The sequence below is a fragment of the Amycolatopsis aidingensis genome (assembly GCF_018885265.1).
In the GTDB taxonomy this organism is placed as follows: domain Bacteria; phylum Actinomycetota; class Actinomycetes; order Mycobacteriales; family Pseudonocardiaceae; genus Amycolatopsis; species Amycolatopsis aidingensis.
The window spans coordinates 2,220,230-2,234,214 of sequence record NZ_CP076538.1 but is presented as its reverse complement, the minus strand read 5'-3'; the positions used below and the strand labels follow the sequence as shown (position 1 = coordinate 2,234,214).

Genomic DNA, 13,985 nt, shown 5'->3' with positions numbered 1-13,985 from the left:
GGCCGGCAGCGAACCGAAAGGAGCGGAAGGTGCCGACGAACCCTCGTGCCCGGTCGCGACTGCTGGAGTTGCTGGCCGAACCGGTCTCCGGGCCGGAACCGGACAGCGGCATCGTCGATCTGCTTGGCGGGGCAGCCCAGGCCGGGCCGCCAACCGGGCTGGCCCAACGGCTGATGCGTATCGAGGCGGTGACCAGGGTGTACGAACGCTACTGGCGCCCCGCGTTCGGTGCCGCGGCCAAAGGTTTCCGCGGGCCGAGCATGGCGGGCGAGGTCACCATGGCCACCGAACTGCTCGCGCTCGCACCGGGAAAGACGGTGCTGGACGTAGCCTGCGGCACCGGCCGGTTCACCCGCGCCTTCGGCGAGGCCGTCGGCACCGACGGCCTCGCCATCGGGCTGGACGGTTCGCGGCAGATGCTCGGCAGGGCCGTAGCGGCGGAGAACCTTCCGGAATCGGTGGCGTTCGTCCGTGCCGACGCCACCGCACTCCCGTTCCAATCATCCACAGTGGACGCAATCTGCTGCTTCGCGGCACTGCACCTGTTCGCCGACCCGGAGGCCGCCCTGGACTCGTTCGCCGCGACGCTGCGACCCGGCGGCAGGGTGGCGATCTTCACCAGCGCGCGGCACCCGTGGCTGCCGGCGCGGGTGGTATCCGACGGGTTCGGCTTCGTCACCGGGATCCGGATGTTCGACCGTGGGGAGATAGCGGACCGGCTCCGGGCCCGCGGGTTCACCCAGATCACCGAGCACCACGCCGGGGTGACCCAGGTCGTGGCCGGTACCGCCGGGGCGCCGCGATGAACGCGGGACGCGAGCTGATGCTGCTGGACGCCCCGTCGAACCTCGGCCTGCGGCCACCCGCCGATGGCACGGTTCCCGGCTGCTACAAGGCGCCGGGGGCGTTGCGGGACAACGACCTGCTGCGCAGGCTCGGCGCCACCGAGGCCGGGGTACTCACCCCGGCCCGCTACCACCCGGCATGGGAACAGGGCCACGGCGTGCGCAACGCCGCGGGTATCGCCGAGTACAGCAGGCGACTGGCCGCGCGGATCGACCGTATCCACGGGCGCAACGGTTTCCCCGTGGTACTGGGCGGGGACTGCTCGATCGTGCTGGGTGCCGCACTCGCCCTGCGCCGCAGGGGCCGCTACGGCCTTGCCTATCTGGACGGGCACGACGACTTCCGCCACCCCGGGATCGCGCCGACCGCGGGCTCGGCGGCCGCGGGCGAGTGCCTCGCACTGGCCACCGGGCGGGGCGCGGCCGAGCTGACCGACCTGGACGGGTTGCGGCCCTATGTGGCCGACTCCGATGTGGTGCTGCTCGGTGCCCGCGAGGAGGAGTCGGTGGAGACCGCCGCCGCGGGCATCCGGGGCGTGCCCAGCCAGCGGATCATGGCCGCCGGCACCGCGGAAGCGCTGGCACTGGCCACCGAAACGCTCACCCGCCCCGGCCTGGACGGCTTCTGGGTCCATGTCGACATCGACGTGCTGGACCCCGCCATCGTGTCCGCAGTGGACAGTCCGGACCCCGGCGGGCTGGATGTGGACACCCTGGTGGCACTGTTGCGCGGGCTACTGGACCTTCCCGGCGCCGTCGGCTTCGAGCTGACCGTGTTCGACCCGGACCTGGACCCCGACGGCAGCCAGGCCGCGGTGGTGGCCGAGGTCATCGAGCGAGCCTTCGCGCGCTGAGCGCGGGTCAGCTCTCGACCGCGGCGGTGACGTCCAGCTCGACCAGCTGCCCGGGGTAGCCGAGGCAGGTCACGCCGACCACCGTCCCCGCCGAGTGGAAGGCGGGCCCGATCGGCGAGGCCAGGAACCGGTCCCATGCCGTGCCGAGTACGGCCGGATCCGGGCTGGCGACGTAGAGCACGGCACGAACCACATCCGCCGGGGTGGCGCCGGCGGCACGCAACGCGATAGACGTATTGGTGGCCACCTGACCGATCTGGACGTCCAGGTCGCCGGGACCGGTGACGGCATCGGCGGAGTCCGGGTCGGCGTCCGCGGCCAGCGGGCACTGCCCGGCCAGCAGCACCAGACGCCGGCCCTCGACGATGGTGACGTGGTGATAACCGGAGGTGGCGTGCAGGTCAGTGGGGTTGTGTCGGGTCACGGGCACGGCTCCGATACAACCGCCGCGGGCCACCGGCGTCAACCGGATAACCCTCGACCGATCAGGAGACTCGCAGTGCAGCGCACCATCGACTGGGACGACGGCGAGATCGTCATCGTGGATCAGTGCTCGCTCCCGCATACCCACCGGATCCTGCGCCTGGGCACGGTGGCGGAGCTGATCGCGGCGATCCAGCGCCTCGCCGTGCGGGGCGCGCCCGCCCTCGGCGCGGCCGGAGCGCTGGGCACGGCCCTCGCCGCCCGGATTCCCGGGGCCACCGAGGAATCGGTACGGGCCGCGGCCGACCAGCTGGCCAAGGCCAGGCCCACCGCGGTCAACCTGAGCTGGGGCGTGCGGCAGGCGCTGGCGGCGCTGCCCGAGGGTGCCGAGGCCGTGCTGGCCAGGGCGCGGGAGCTGCTCGACGAGGATGAGCGGGGCAACCGGCTCGCCTCGGGCCATGCCGCCGAGGAGGTGCTGCGGCGCTGCAGGCGGCGGCCGCTGCGGCTGCTCACGCACTGCAACAGCGGCAGGCTCGCCACCGTGGCCTGGGGTACCGCACTCGGCGTGGTGTGGCACCTGGCCGAGCGGGACGCGCTCGGCGAGGTGCTGGTGGACGAGACCAGGCCACTGCTGCAGGGGGCGCGACTGACCGCATGGGAGCTGGCCGAGGCCGGGATCGCCTACCGGGTGCTACCGGACGGCGCCGCCGCCACGGCCATGGCGCAGGGCATGGTCGACTGCGTGCTGGTCGGCGCGGACCGGATCGCGGCCAACGGCGACGTGGTGAACAAGATCGGCACCTACGGCCTCGCGCTGGCCGCGTCCGCGCACCGGGTTCCGTTCCTCGTGGTCGCCCCGGAATCCACTGTGGACCAATCCTTGCCGGAAGGCTCCGCGATCGAGATCGAACAGCGACCCGCCGAGGAGGTGACCACCTTCGGGGACCGGCGGGTCACCCCGGAAGGGGCGGCCGTGTTCAATCCCGCCTTCGACCTCACCCCGGCCGGCCTGGTGACCGCAGTGGTCACCGAGCACGGCGTACGGGATCCCGCACCCTCCCGCTGAACCCCAGCAGCAGCCCGCCCGCGGCAGCGCGCGGCGGCGGTCCTCCTCACCTCGCGGGCAACTCCCAGACCGTCACCGTCTCCAGGGTCAGCCGCCGGGTCGCGAGGCGGTCGAGGGCGGCCCTGTCGGTGGGGGCGCCACGCTTGTCCGCGACCAGCCAGCGCACGCCCGCTTCGGACAGCGCGCGCAGGGTCGCCCGGCTGGGATGGGTGAACGCCCGCAACTCGCGTCGCAGCCGTTCCGGTGCCCAGAACGGCTGCATGGTGTACCGCTCGGTGGACTCCCACGCGCGCTCCAGGTTCCGTGAAGCGTACGCCCAGCCTGCGACCTCCACCGTGCGCCCGGCGAGCGCGGACAGCGTGAACGTCTTGGCCTGGCAGGGCTCCGGCAGCTGCTCGGTCGGTTGCTCCTGGGTGCACACCCGGTTGGTGGCCAGTACGTCCTCGGGGGCGGTGTGCCGCGCCAGCCAGTTGCCTGCCGCTATGTCGTCTCGGGTGATACGCAGGCCGGCGGCGCTCGCCACACTTGTCTGGCTGTAGGTGGGGACGGCGCCCGTCAGGTAGAAGCCGGTGCTGAGCAACCCGGTCCCGAGTATCGCGCCGATCGTCACGATGGCGAGCGGGACCTTCCGCGCGCGGGCCAGTAAGCCTGCGACCGTCAGGGCGAGCAGGGGCAGGAAGAGCACACCGAGCGGGAACAGGTAGTGCGCGACCTGACGCAGCGGGCTCATCTCGCCTGCGGACGGGGCGTGCCCGAAGGCTTCTTCCCAGTGCGGAAGCGGCGACACCGGTACCGCCAAGGCGACCAAGACCGAGAGCAGCAACCCCGCGACGGCCCCGGCCGCGGCCAATCGTACCCATGGCAGCCGCCGCACCCGCTCGACCACCAGCGCGAGGCCCCACGCCGAGGCGAGTACACCCACCGGAAAGGCGGACCGGAAGAAGAAGCCCTCGCTCTGTCCGGGATGGCGGAACGCCAGTATGCCGACGGCCCCGGCGAGGACGGTGCCGAGCAGGAACCAACTGGCCGCATCCCGCCATTCCCAGCGGGCGAGGAAGACGAACCCGAGCAGCCTGGGTAGCACCGGCAGGAAGTAGAGCAGGACGGCGGTGAGTACGGCGATCGGGGCGATGTCCGGGATGGCGAGGGCAGCGGCGTCGTCGGTCGCGCCGGCGAGACCGGGAAACAGCCGCACGGCGAGGTGTTCGAACCGGCCGAGCGGATCGAGTCTCAGCCCGTTGCCTCCCGCGCTGTAAATGGTGAACAACGCCGCCAGCAGGGTGCCGCCCACGGCCGAAAGGACCAGGAACGCTGGGCGGAGCGGCCGGCGCCGGATGAGCACGAAAGCGAAGGCCAGCAGCGCTCCACCGAGCAGTACGACCAGGTTGGTCGATTTGGCACCGGCGGCCAGCGCGGCGAACGGCAGGAACAGCAGGGTCGGGGCCGTGGAGCTGTCGCGGCGCAGGATGGCCACGGCACAACCCGCGACCGGTAACGAGACCAGCCAGCCGAACGCCGTGGAGATGCTTGCCCACCAATAGGTCTGGATCATGGCCGGAGCGCTGCCACCCACGCTCCAGGTGGCGACCGTGGTACCGACGACGCCGAGGAGCGCGGCGGCAATCGGTCCCGCCACGACGCGGCGGGCGATTCCGGCGGCGATGACAGCCGCCACCAGCAGCACCGCGGGCATCAGCGTGGCCGGGGCGAGCCTGGCCACACCGTCGAAGGGCATTACCCCCGCGTCGAGCAGATGCGCCAGTACCGCGTGCAGGAACCACTGGTAGGAGTACAGCTCCCCGGCCACCATCGGGTAATCCAGCACCAGGGAATGGCGTAGCTGCCCTACGACGGCGAGCTGGAAAACGATGTCGGGGTAGTAGGTACTACCCGATGGGCCGGGATCGACCGGGTGCAGCCGCAGGAAGTCCACGGTCATCCACCCGACGACCACCAGCATGACTCCGGCGATGGTCAGGTTCGCCGCAGGTCCCCAACCGGGCGCGGGTTTGGCGAGCACCCGATGGCGCGTCCGCGGTACGGCGGCCAGAACACCGGCGATGACCGGGCCGAACAACCACGGCGGCAGGCTCAGCTGAAGGACCACGCCCAGCGCCCAGCCCAGCATGGCCACCAGGCATCCGGCGGCCGCGCCCCACCCGAGGTCCTCGATCAGCGGCGCGGTGCCGGGACGGACCGCGCGCACGAGCGCGACACCAGGCAGCAGGACGCCCAGCCCGATGGCGAGCAACCACAGCGCCACATCCCCGGCCGCCGAACCGGTCGTGAGCAGCGCCGCAATCCACCCGATGACGACGATGGTCCACGCGCCGGGTACCAGCAGACGCTTCCAGGCCACAGGTCTCGCTACGCCGATGCTCACGGCGGTCATTCTGCCCAGCGCCCGTGGCCGTCGATCCGAAGGGCGCCGGACAGCACCCGTCGCCTACTCCCGCGGGCCGATCTCGGTGCCCTCGGCGTCCCGGATCGTGATGGCCATCCCGGGGCAGGAGTCGGCGGCGTCCAGGGCCAGCTCGTCCGGTTCGAACTCGGGGGCCACCGGTCGGGCGTGCTCATCCCCCAGCGTGAACAACTCCGGTGCCAGTGCGGCGCACGTCCCGGACGCCACGCAACTGGCGGCGTCGATCTCGGCTCGCCAGCTCATCGCTCACCACCGCACCGGCATCGTGCGCGGCCCGCGGACCAGCATTTCCGCCTTCCAGGCCACGTCCCCGGCCAGCTCGAGGCCGGGCATCCTGGCCAGCAGCGCGCGCAGCGCCTCCTGCAACTCCAGCCGGGCCAGCGGGGCACCGAGGCAGTGATGCACCCCGTGCCCGAAGCCGAGATGCTGGTTGCTCTCCCGATCGAAGCGCAGGGTGTCCGGTGCGTCGAACCGCAGGCCGTCCCGGTTCGCGGCGCCGATGGCGACCAGCACCGGCTCCCCAGCCCGTACCAGTACCCCACCGACCTCGACATCCTCGGTGGCATAGCGGGCGAACCCCGCCCCGGCACCGAGCGGCACGAAACGGAGCAGTTCCTCCACCGCCGCCGGGATCAGCTCCGGTTCCGCGCGCAGCCTGGCCAGTTCCGCCGGATGGTCCAGCAGCACGTGCACGAAGTTCGGGATCTGGGTCGCCGTGGTCTCGTGCCCGGCGATCAGGATGCCGATACACAGATCGACCATTTCCAGCTCGGACAACCGGTCCCGGACGTCCCGCGCCTCGATCAGCGCGGTCATCAGGTCGTCGGCGGGCTCGGCCCTGCGCCGGGCGATATGCCCGGCGATGTACTCGCGCAACTGCTCCTGGTTCGACTCGAACTCCGCGGCGGTCATCCGGCTGGTGGACAACGCGGCATCGCTCCACACCCGAAACAGCGGCCGGTCGCTCGCGGGCACGCCGAGCAGCTCACAGATCACCGCGACCGGAAGCGGCAGGGCGAAACCCTCGACCAGGTCCGCTGGCGGGCCCGCCTCGATCAGCTCGTCCAGCAGGCCGGTGGCCAGCGTGCGCACCCGCGGCCGCAGTTCCTCGACCCTGCGGGTGGTGAAGGCCTTGGCCACCAGGGTGCGCAGCCGGGTGTGGTCGGGCGGATCCATCGCCAGGATCCCGTCCGAGCGCTGCCCGGGAGTCGGCCGCGGCTCGTCGTGTTCGGCGGCGGCCGCCCTGGAGAACCGCCGGTCGCCGAGCACCAACCGGGCGTCGGCGTACCGGGTGGCCAGCCAGGCGGGCTCACCGAACGGCAACCGCACCTTGATCATGCCGGCGCGCTCCTGCGCGGCGGCATAGGCAGGGTCCAGTTCCAGGCCTTCGGAATCGTTGAACGGGTAAGCGACGACATCGTCGGTAGTGCTCATCGGCAGGTCCCCCGGATCAGTTGTAAGCAGCTGCTTACAACGGTAGGGGTCGGGCACCCTGAGCGTCAACGTCGTCACCCACGGCATTCGGGTGACCCGAACGACCGGCGGGTTACGGTGTCCGCTGTGGACCACGAGCCGGTGATGGGAGAAGGACAGCCCCGGCGCCGGGACGCAGCGGCGACCAAGCGGGCGCTGCTCGACGCCGCGGCAAGCCTGTTCGCCGAACGCGGGTTCGACCGCACCACGGTACGCGCGATCGCCCGCAGGGCGGAGGTGAACCAGGCCCTGCTGTTTCGCTACTTCGGCTCGAAGGATGCCCTGTTCGAGGCGGTGATGGCCGCACGCGGCAGGGAGAACCTGGAAGGCACCCCACCGGAACGGCTGCTGGAGACCACCCTGCGCGGCATGCTCGAGCCGGACGCGTCGGGGCAACGGGACCGCTCGCTGGAGACCCTGCTGCGCTCCACCGGCAACGGCGGCGCCGCCGCGGCCATCCGCCAGGAACTCGGCGAGGAGTACCTGCGCGCCCTGGCCGGGCTCACCGACCAGGAGGACGCCAGGCTGCGCGCGGACCTCGCACTGGCCTGGGTGCTCGGCATCGGCCTGTTGCGCGGGGTGAGCGGAACCGGACCGCTGCGCGAGGCCGAGCCGGACACCGTGTGCGCCCTTGTCCTTGGCGCCCTGCGCAACCTGCTGGAACACAGCTCGCCCAAGGACGACGGCGACACCGGGCAAGGGTGCTGAACCCGGCCCTGCGGGTCAGCCGAACGGTATCCAGGCCATCCTGCTGGTACCGCCTTCCGCCACCTGGGAGACCAGCGCGCCCTCGCTGGACACCGTCCACAGCCGGTCGCCGATCACCATCGCCCTGCGCACGACCCCGTCCGCGGCGACACCGGAACCCGCTGGCTGCCGTACGGTGCCGACCTCGGTGAGGCCCCGCTCGTCCAGCCTGAGCACCAGCGCACCGCCACCGTGCCGCCAGTCCGGCCCGGTCGGCGGGCTGGTGTAGGGCAGCACGATCAGCCCGATCGGCGGCCAGTACAGGAAGGCGTGCGGGTCCGACTCGACCTCGGACCGCGCGCCCGGCACCTGATGCTGGGCGATCCTGGCCGGCGTGGCCGGGTCGCCGACGTCGAACAGTGAGACCTGCAACCCACTGGTGCGTCCCTGCCGGTCCGCCTCCTGGCCGACCCCGATCAGCCTGCCCGAACCTGCGTCGTGCAGGTACGCCGAGTAGCCGGTGATCTTCAGTTCGCCCACCGCCCGTGGCGCGGTGGGGTCGGCGAGGTCCAGGGTGTACAGCGGGTCGGTCTCCCGGAAGGTCACCACATAGCCGACCGGCCCGACGAAACGCACGGCATAGATCCGCTCCCCCTTGCCGAGTCCGCCGACCCTGCCCACCTGGGTGAGCTCGGAACCCTCGCGGCCCAGTACGGTCACCGCGCTCACCGAGTCCGGCACCTGGTCGGGCCCGCGTGGCATGCCCCCGGCCCCGGTGGTGGTCGCCACCCGGAGGTGGCCCTCGTGCTCGGAGAGCGAGTACTGGTTCAGCAGGGTCCCCTCGACCGAGCCGGAGGCCACATGCCGCGGCGGTCCCTGGCGGGCGAGGTCGAACTGGTGGATCTCGGTCCGCCGGTGCTGCCGCTTTCCCTCCGGCATCGGCATCCGCCCGCCCGCCATCGGAATGGCGGTGGGATACCCGTCGTCGGCCACGTAGAGGCTGGACTCCGTGCCGTACACGGTGTCCCCTTCGGCCACAATGGACACCGGGTCACCGGTGCCGAGCCTGCCGGAGAGCTCGACGGTGAGCACGGTGAGCATGGCGGTCCCGCTGTAGGTGTCCGGGTGGCTCACCCGCGCGCAGTCCACCAGGGTGCCCTCCTGCCGGGTCCCGTCCCCGGTCAGCTCGTAGCGAGGCAGCCAGTCCTCGATCGAGGAGGCTTCCAGGATCTCCCGGTTCTCCCGCAGCGCGCTGCCAGCGGAGCCTGCCTCGTGCGGCTGGGTGAACGGCAGCCGGGGCACTGAGCGGACCACGATCCGGGCCCGCCCCTCGATCGCCCTGGCATCCACGTACTCGCCGTCCAGTTCCAGGGTGCCGACCACCCGCGCCGGGCCGGCCAGATCCACCAGCACCAGCCTGGACCGCAGGCCACCCGGCTCCGGCGCGAAACCGGGATCGCGCACCGAGCCCGGTTCGACCGGCTTGCCCGCGACCCCACCGGAGGCCAGCACCAGCGCCCGATCGCCGTGCAGCAGCAACTGGCTCGCCGGGCCGCCCGGCAGCTCCAGCTCCGCAGTGACCGCCGTGGACTCCACGTCCACCACCCGCAGCGTCCCGTCCACCACGCTGACCACCCGGTTGCCGTCGGTCTGCACCAGGTCCGGTTCCTCGACCCCGCGTTCGTGGTTGTTGGTACCCGAATGCGGGCGTTGCTTTCCCGCGCTGCCCGCGTCCTCGGCCCCGGCGGCGCCGGGAGCCGGGGCCGAGTTCGGCACCGCGCCCCTGCCCTCGACCGCCGCGGCGTCCGGGGCGGCCCCGGCCTCGGCAGGCACCCCGTACGGCTGCGCCCCGGAAAGGCCGTACGCCCCGACATAGGGCCGGACCGACTCGCGCAGCCCTTCCAGCGCGGCCGCGCAGGAGTCGAAGGAGACCAGCCGCGGCGCCCCGGTGGCCTCGGTACCGGCGTCCCGGTGGTTCCCCGGCTTATCGCTGGTCAGCGTGTCGGTCACGACCAGGCCCGCGGCGAGCAGGACGACGAGCGCGGCGGCAAGGCCTGCCGGGCGTGGCGGGGTGCGGAGTCGCTTCATGCCCCCAGGGACGGACCCGGGTCCCCGCCGCGTTGCATCACCGGTCCCCGAATCCGAACTCGGCCCGGATCGCGGTGGTGTGCTCGCCCAGCTCCGGCACCGGGTCCAGCCGCGGTTGCCTGCCGGGCACCCGTACCGGCGGCAGCAGGGTACGCAGCGGGCCCGCGGGGGAACCGACCTCCGCCCAGCGCTGTGCCGCGGCGAGCTGCGGGTGCTCGGCGAACTCGGCCATATCGCGCATCCTGGCGTTGGCGATCCCGGCCTCGTCCAGCCGCCGCTGCACCTCCTCGGCCGGGGAGCCGGCGAGTGCCTGCTCGATCAGCCCGGTCAGTTCCGCATCGTGCTCCACCCGCGCCGCGTTGCCCGCGAACCGCGGGTCGCGCACCAGCTCCGGCCGCCGGAGCACCCGCTCACACAGCGCCGTCCACTCCCGCTCGTTCTGCACCCCGATGAACACCGTGGCGCCGTCCCCGGTCCGGTAGGGGCCGTAGGGCGAGATCGCGGCATGCCGTGCCCCGTTGCGTGGTGGCGGGCTGCCGCCGTAACCGGCGTAGAAGTAGGGGAAGCCGACCCACTCGCCGAGAGCGTCCAACATGGACACTTCGAAGCCGCAGCCCTGCCCGGTCCGTTCCCGCTCGTACAGCGCGGTGAGCACCCCGCTGTAGGCGTACATCCCGGCCGCGATGTCGGCCACCGGGATGCCGGCCTTCGCGGGCTCGGCCGGAGTCCCGGTGAGCGAGACAACCCCGGCCTCACACTGCACCAGCAGGTCGTATGCCTTGCGATCCCGGTAGGGCCCGGTGCTGCCGTAGCCGGAGATCGCACAGGTGATCAGCCCCGGCCGGTTCGCGCGCACCGCCTCGGCTCCCAGGCCCAGCCGGTCGGCCGCGCCCGGGGCAAGGTTCTGTACCAGCACGTCCGCCCGATCCAGCAGCGCCTCCAGCACCGGCCGCTCGGCCGGGTCCTTGAGGTCGAGCACAAGGCTTTCCTTGTTCCGGTTGAGCCAGACGAAATGGCTGGACAGCCCGCGCACGGTCTGGTCGAACTCGCGGGCGAAGTCCCCGGTTCCCGGCCGCTCGATCTTGATCACCCGTGCGCCGAGGTCGCCGAGCTGGCGGGTGGCCAGCGGCGCGGCCACGGCCTGCTCCAGCGCCAGGACCGTGATCCCGTCCAGTGGCAGGCTCATGAGGGCTCCAGCCCACGCCGGAGCACCTCGGCCAGGTGCACCGCGGTCCGGTCCGATTCCTGCGCGATCTGGGTCCGGCAGCTGAACCCGTCCGAGATCACCACGGTGTCCCGCGGCGTCTCGCGCAGCGCGGGCAGCAGCCGGTCCTGCGCGCAGGCCAACGACACCTCGTAGTGCCCGCGCTCGAAGCCGAAGTTCCCGGCGAGCCCACAACATCCGGTGTCCAATGTGGAATTCCGGACCCCGGCGTCGGCCAGCACCCGCTCCTCGGCGGCGAACCCGAGGACCGCGTGCTGGTGGCAGTGCACCTGGCTGACCGCGTCCAGGTCCAGCCCGCGCCAGGGCGGATCGGCCTCGGCCAGCAGCTCGGCCAGCGTGTGCGTCCGCTCGGCGAGCAGGGCGGCGGTGTCCTCCCCCGGCAGCAGGTGCCCCAGGTCGCCCCGGAACAGCGCGGTACAGCTCGGTTCCAGGCCTGCGACCCGGTAACCGGCTTCCAGGTAGGGCCGCAGCACGCCGATGGTGCGGCGCAGCACCCTGCGCGCCACCCCGAGCTGCCCGGTGGACACCCAGGTCAACCCGCAGCACACCCCGCGCTCCGGCAGCACCACCTGGTATCCGGCCGCACCGAGCACCTCCACGGCGGCTTCCAGCACTCCGGGGGTGAAGTAGTTGTTGAACGAGTCCGGCCACAGCAGCACCGGCTGCCGCGCCCCGGGCTCGGGACCGCGGCGCAGGTCCCGGCGGGCGCGGGTGAACGGGGTGGCCGCGAAGGCGGGCAATCGCCGCTGCGGCGCGATGCCCCCGAGCCGCTTCAGCAGCGCCGCGGCCCGCGGACGGACGGTGACCCCGTTGGCCAGCCGTGGGCTCAGCGCGGCCGCGCGCAACCACAGCGGCAACCAGCCCATCGAGTAGTGCGCGGCAGGGCGCAGCCTGCGCCGGTAGTGCTGGTGATAGAACTCGGCCTTGTAGGTCGCCATGTCGACATCGACGGGGCAGTCGGAAAGGCAGCCCTTACAGGAAAGGCACAGGTCCAGCGCCTCGTGCACCTCCTTCGACCGCCAGCCATCGGTGATCAGCTCACCGTTGATCATCTCGGCGAGCAGATGCGCCCTGCCCCGGGTGGAGTGCTGCTCCTCGCGGGTGGCCCGGTAGCTCGGGCACATCACCCCGCCGCCGCTGGTGTTGCGGCACTTGCCAACGCCGACGCAGCGCCGCATCGCCTCGCCGAAGCTGCCGTGGTCCTCGGGGTAGCCGAGCACGGTGCGCCGCTCGATCTCCGGCGGGGCGATGCGCACCCGCAGGTCCGCGTCCACCGGCCGGGGCCGCACCAGCACCCCGGGGTTCATCCGGCCGTCAGGGTCGAAGACCGTCTTGAACCGTTCGAACAGCTCCAGCGCCTCCGCGCTGTACATCCTGGGCAGCAACTCGGAGCGGGCCTGCCCGTCGCCGTGCTCGCCGGAAAGGGACCCGCCATGCGCTGCGACCAGGTCGGCCGCCTCCTCGAGGAAGGAGCGGAACCCGGCGACCCCCGGCCCGGACAGCAGGTCGAAATCCAGCCGCAGGTGCAGACAGCCCTCGCCGTAGTGCCCGTAGACCACGCTACTGCGTCCGTGCCTGCGCATCAGCTGCTTGAACTCGCGCAGGTACGCGCCCAGCCGTTCGGGCGGGACGGCCGCGTCCTCCCAGCCTGGCCAGGCCTCGGAACCGTCCGCGCGCCGGGTGGCCAGCCCGGCGCCCTCCTCCCTGATCCGCCATAGCCTGCGCTGTGCGGCCGGATCGGTGAGCACCACGTGCCCGGTGATCGCCGTGCCCAGTTCGACGGCCAGCTGGTGCGCTCGCTGCTGCGCCTGTCCCGGCTCGTCCCCGCCGAACTCCACGAACAGCCAGGCCCCGCCCGCGGGCAGGTCCTCGGTCCGGGCGGCGGCGAGCAGGCCGACCAGCTCGGCGTCCACCCCCTCCACGGTGAGCGGCGCGGCGGGCAGGATGGCGGGCACGGCGTCGGCGGCCGCCACGTCCTCGGTGAACCCGAGCACCGCGAGCGCCCGGTACCGGGGCAGTTCGGTGAGTTCCAGCTCGGCGCCGAGCACGGTCACGCAGGTGCCCTCGCTGCCGACCAGTGCCCTGGCCAGGTCGAAGCCGTTCTCCGGCAACAGGTGCTCCAGCCCGTACCCGGAGACCCGGCGCGGCCAGGTGGACAGCTCGGTACGCAGCAGCGCGAGGTTGCTCCGCACCAGGTCCCGCAGCTGGCGGTAGACCCGCCCCTCGGTGCCGGGCAGGGCCGCCTTGCCGTCCAGTTCGGACGGTGAGCTGCGGCCGACGGTCATCCGGGTGCCGTCGTACAGCAGCACGTCCAGCTCCCGCACCGTGTCCGCGGTGCGGCCCCAGGCCACCGAGTGCGAGCCGCAGGCGTTGTTGCCGATCATACCGCCGATCGTGCACCGGCTGTGCGTGGACGGATCCGGACCGTAACGCAGGCCATGCGGGGCGGCGACCGCCTGCAGGTCGTCCAGCACCGTGCCGGGCGCGACCCGCGCGGTCCTGGCGGCCGGATCCAGTGCGTGCACCCCGGCGAAGTACCGCGAGGTGTCCAGCACCAGCCCTGGGCCGCAGGCGTTGCCCGCGATGCTGGTGCCGCCGCCCCTGGCCACGATGGGCACCCCCAGCTCGCGGCAGGCCGCGACGGCCGCCAGCACGTCCTCGGCGTCCCTTGGCAGCAGCACGCCCAGCGGAGGGTGCCGGTAGTTGGAGGCGTCGGTGGTGTAGAGCGCCAGGCTGGCCGGGTCGACCGCGATCTCCCCGGCCACCTGCCCGGCAAGGCGCTGCCGCAGGGTGTCTCGCACGTCGTGTCGCACGCCCCCATTCAAAAGGATCGCGCGCCGATCCGCCCGGTGCTTGTGAACAACCCGTCGAACAAGGGACTCCGCGGCAGGCGAGGGTGTAC

General features: G+C 72.4%; 11 protein-coding genes. 4 read left to right on the top strand and 7 right to left on the bottom strand.

Going from position 1 to position 13,985, the window contains the following annotated elements:
- Positions 1-29: 29 nt before the first annotated feature.
- Positions 30-806: a class I SAM-dependent methyltransferase gene (locus KOI47_RS10555; protein ID WP_232376672.1), complete on the top strand. Its 777-nt coding sequence runs from the start codon at positions 30-32 to the stop codon at positions 804-806.
- Positions 803-1,699 (top strand): arginase family protein, encoded by an 897-nt coding sequence (locus KOI47_RS10550; RefSeq protein ID WP_216215795.1) that lies wholly within the window; start codon positions 803-805, stop codon positions 1,697-1,699. Before KOI47_RS10555 ends, KOI47_RS10550 begins: the two co-directional genes overlap by 4 nt.
- A 7-nt stretch (positions 1,700-1,706) precedes the next feature.
- On the opposite strand, the gene KOI47_RS10545 is transcribed toward KOI47_RS10550, so the two are convergent.
- Positions 1,707-2,123 carry a RidA family protein gene (locus KOI47_RS10545; RefSeq protein ID WP_232376671.1) on the bottom strand — a complete coding sequence of 139 codons (417 nt, stop codon included), beginning with the start codon at positions 2,121-2,123 and terminating at the stop codon, positions 1,707-1,709.
- A 75-nt stretch (positions 2,124-2,198) separates the two neighbouring features.
- Here KOI47_RS10545 and mtnA point away from each other — a divergent pair, with 75 nt between their 5' ends.
- The gene (gene mtnA, locus KOI47_RS10540) at positions 2,199-3,188 is read left to right on the top strand and encodes an S-methyl-5-thioribose-1-phosphate isomerase (RefSeq protein WP_216215793.1); all 990 of its coding nucleotides are present in this window, start codon (positions 2,199-2,201) and stop codon (positions 3,186-3,188) included.
- Positions 3,189-3,234: 46 nt separating this feature from the next.
- On the opposite strand, the gene KOI47_RS10535 is transcribed toward mtnA, so the two are convergent.
- The 3 genes from KOI47_RS10535 to KOI47_RS10525 form a co-directional block, all read right to left on the bottom strand.
- Positions 3,235-5,571, bottom strand: coding sequence for a hypothetical protein (locus KOI47_RS10535; RefSeq protein ID WP_216215792.1), 2,337 nt, complete (start codon positions 5,569-5,571; stop codon positions 3,235-3,237).
- 63 nt (positions 5,572-5,634) lie between these two features.
- Positions 5,635-5,853 carry a ferredoxin gene (locus KOI47_RS10530; RefSeq protein WP_216215791.1) on the bottom strand — a complete coding sequence of 73 codons (219 nt, stop codon included), beginning with the start codon at positions 5,851-5,853 and terminating at the stop codon, positions 5,635-5,637.
- Between the two features lie 3 nt (positions 5,854-5,856).
- Positions 5,857-7,044 (bottom strand): cytochrome P450, encoded by a 1,188-nt coding sequence (locus KOI47_RS10525; protein ID WP_216215790.1) that lies wholly within the window; start codon positions 7,042-7,044, stop codon positions 5,857-5,859.
- A gap of 144 nt (positions 7,045-7,188) precedes the next feature.
- Between KOI47_RS10525 and KOI47_RS10520 the strand changes: the two genes are divergently transcribed.
- Positions 7,189-7,791 (top strand): TetR/AcrR family transcriptional regulator, encoded by a 603-nt coding sequence (locus KOI47_RS10520; protein WP_216217228.1) that lies wholly within the window; start codon positions 7,189-7,191, stop codon positions 7,789-7,791.
- A gap of 15 nt (positions 7,792-7,806) precedes the next feature.
- Here the strand turns inward: KOI47_RS10520 and KOI47_RS10515 are convergent, their stop codons facing one another.
- Genes KOI47_RS10515 through KOI47_RS10505 form a run of 3 tightly spaced genes read right to left on the bottom strand, consistent with a single transcriptional unit; the run spans position 7,807 to position 13,896 of the window.
- Complete coding sequence (locus KOI47_RS10515) at positions 7,807-9,858, bottom strand: beta-propeller domain-containing protein (protein ID WP_216215789.1); 2,052 nt, start codon at positions 9,856-9,858, stop codon at positions 7,807-7,809.
- A 37-nt stretch (positions 9,859-9,895) separates the two neighbouring features.
- Positions 9,896-11,044, bottom strand: coding sequence for a CaiB/BaiF CoA transferase family protein (locus KOI47_RS10510; RefSeq protein ID WP_216215788.1), 1,149 nt, complete (start codon positions 11,042-11,044; stop codon positions 9,896-9,898).
- Positions 11,041-13,896: an FAD-binding and (Fe-S)-binding domain-containing protein gene (locus tag KOI47_RS10505; RefSeq protein WP_232376670.1), complete on the bottom strand. Its 2,856-nt coding sequence runs from the start codon at positions 13,894-13,896 to the stop codon at positions 11,041-11,043. Before KOI47_RS10505 ends, KOI47_RS10510 begins: the two co-directional genes overlap by 4 nt.
- Positions 13,897-13,985: the final 89 nt, after the last annotated feature.

Coding starts and splice junctions, on each gene's coding strand:
- KOI47_RS10550 (WP_216215795.1), top strand. CDS start 803: ATGAACGCGGGACGCGAGCTGATGCTGCTGGACGCCCCGTCGAACCTC.
- KOI47_RS10515 (WP_216215789.1), bottom strand. CDS start 9,858: ATGAAGCGACTCCGCACCCCGCCACGCCCGGCAGGCCTTGCCGCCGCG.
- KOI47_RS10520 (WP_216217228.1), top strand. CDS start 7,189: ATGGGAGAAGGACAGCCCCGGCGCCGGGACGCAGCGGCGACCAAGCGG.
- KOI47_RS10510 (WP_216215788.1), bottom strand. CDS start 11,044: ATGAGCCTGCCACTGGACGGGATCACGGTCCTGGCGCTGGAGCAGGCC.
- KOI47_RS10525 (WP_216215790.1), bottom strand. CDS start 7,044: ATGAGCACTACCGACGATGTCGTCGCTTACCCGTTCAACGATTCCGAA.
- KOI47_RS10530 (WP_216215791.1), bottom strand. CDS start 5,853: ATGAGCTGGCGAGCCGAGATCGACGCCGCCAGTTGCGTGGCGTCCGGG.